Origin of the sequence: Pseudomonas sp. TREG-RG-20F-10-E-6-01, from assembly GCF_022662455.1 — a bacterium.
Classification (GTDB): Bacteria; Pseudomonadota; Gammaproteobacteria; order Pseudomonadales; family Pseudomonadaceae; genus Aquipseudomonas.
Genome location: NZ_JAKNQP010000030.1, coordinates 1 through 2,524, shown reverse-complemented (window position 1 = coordinate 2,524; position 2,524 = coordinate 1). Strand labels below are relative to the sequence as shown.

The following is a 2,524-nucleotide window of genomic DNA, read 5'->3' as shown; positions in this document are numbered from 1 at the left end:
CACCTACACCGCCACGTTGACCAACCCTGCGCAAACCGCGGTAACCGTGACGCTGAGCAACGGCCAGACGATCAACATCGAAGCGGGCAAGTCCAGCGGAACTGTGGTTTTCGAAACTCCGGCCAACGACGTCTACAACAATGGTTCGACTGTCAGCACCACTATTACCAGTGCAACTGGCGGTAACTTTGAGAACTTGGTTCCAGGTACTGCCCCAGCGACCACCACGATTACTGATTCGATCGACACCACCACCGTCACCCTGACGGCGGACCCATCGGTCGTTGAAGGCGGCAACATTACTTACACCGCCACGTTGACCAATCCAGCGCAAACCGCTGTGACGGTTACCTTGAGCAATGGCCAGACGATCAACATCGAAGCGGGCAAGTCCAGCGGATCTGTGGTTTTCGAAACTCCGGCCAACGACGTTTACAACAATGGTTCGACCGTCAACACGACGATCACTAATGCCACTGGCGGTAACTTCGAGAACCTGGCGACCAACCCAGCGCCAGCGACCACCACGATTACTGATTCGATCGACACCACCACCGTCACTTTGACGGCTGATCAATCGGTCGTTGAAGGCGGCAACATTACTTACACCGCTACGCTGACTAACCCGGCGCAAACTCCGGTGACTGTGACGCTTTCTAATGGTCAGACCATCGTCATCGAAGCCGGTAAGTCTGCGGGTTCGGTAGTCTTCGAAACTCCGGCCAACGACGTCTACAACAACGGCTCGACCGTCAACACGACGATCACCAATGCCACTGGCGGTAACTTCGAAAACCTGGCAACCAACCCAGCGCCAGCCACCACTACGATCACCGATTCAATCGACACCACCACCGTCACCCTGACGGCAGATCCATCGGTCGTTGAAGGCGGCAACATCACTTACACCGCCACGCTGACCAACCCAGCGCAAACCGCGGTTACCGTGACGCTGAGTAACGGTCAGACGATCAACATCGAAGCGGGCAAGTCCAGCGGAACTGTAGTTTTCGAAACCCCGGCTAACGACGTTTACAACAACGGCTCGACCGTCAACACCACGATCACCAGCGCCACCGGCGGTAACTTCGAAAACCTGGCAACCAACCCTGCGCCAGCAACCACCACGATCACCGACTCGATCGATACCACCACCGTCACTCTGACTGCCGATAACTCGGTTGTTGAAGGCGGCAACATCACTTACACCGCTACGCTGACCAATCCAGCACAAACTGCTGTGACGGTCACCTTGAGCAATGGTCAGACCATCGTCATTGAGGCCGGTAAATCTGCTGGCTCGGTGGTGTTTGAAACTCCGGCAAACGACGTCTACAACAATGGTTCGACCGTCAACACGACGATCACCAACGCTACCGGTGGCAACTTCGAAAACCTGGCAACCAACCCTGCGCCAGCGACCACCACCATCACCGATTCGATCGACACCACCACCGTCACTCTGACTGCGGACCCATCGGTCGTTGAAGGCGGCAACATCACCTACACCGCCACGTTGACCAACCCAGCGCAAACCGCGGTAACCGTGACGCTGAGCAACGGCCAGACGATCAACATCGAAGCGGGCAAGTCCAGCGGATCTGTGGTTTTCGAAACTCCGGCAAACGACGTCTACAACAATGGTTCGACCGTCAACACGACGATCACCAACGCCACTGGTGGTAACTTCGAGAACCTGGCGACCAACCCAGCGCCAGCAACCACCACGATCACCGATTCGATTGATACCACTACCGTTACCCTGACGGCGGATCCTTCGGTCGTTGAAGGCGGCAACATTACTTACACCGCAACGTTGACCAATCCAGCGCAAACCGCTGTGACGGTTACCTTGAGCAACGGTCAGACGATCAACATCGAAGCCGGCAAGTCCAGCGGCACTGTAGTGTTTGAGACTCCGGCTAACGACGTTTACAACAACGGTTCGACCGTCAACACGACGATCACCAGCGCCACTGGCGGTAACTTCGAAAATCTGGCAACCAATCCTGCGCCAGCGACCACCACGATTACCGATTCGATCGACACCACCACCGTCACTCTGACGGCAGATCCATCCGTCGTTGAAGGCGGCAACATCACTTACACCGCCACGCTGACCAACCCGGCACAGACCGCTGTGACGGTCACGCTGAGCAACGGCCAGACGATCAACATCGAAGCGGGCAAGTCCAGCGGAACTGTGGTTTTCGAAACTCCGGCCAACGACGTTTACAACAACGGTTCGACCGTCAATACGACGATCACCAACGCTACCGGTGGCAACTTCGAGAATCTGGCGACCAACCCTACGCCAGCGACCACCACCATCACCGACTCGATCGACACCACTACCGTCACTTTGACGGCTGATCCATCGGTTGTTGAAGGCGGCAACATTACCTACACCGCTACGCTGACAAACCCTGCGCAAACCGCTGTGACGGTCACGCTGAGCAACGGTCAGACGATCAATATCGAAGCGGGCAAGTCCAGCGGAACTGTAGTTTTCGAAACTCCAGCT

General features: G+C 56.4%; 1 protein-coding gene. It reads left to right on the top strand.

The genetic code is table 11. The annotated features are described in order from the left end of the window. On the top strand, positions 1 to 2,524 hold a 2,524-nt coding region (locus L8K08_RS30090), incomplete at both ends, for an immunoglobulin-like domain-containing protein (RefSeq protein ID WP_347341037.1).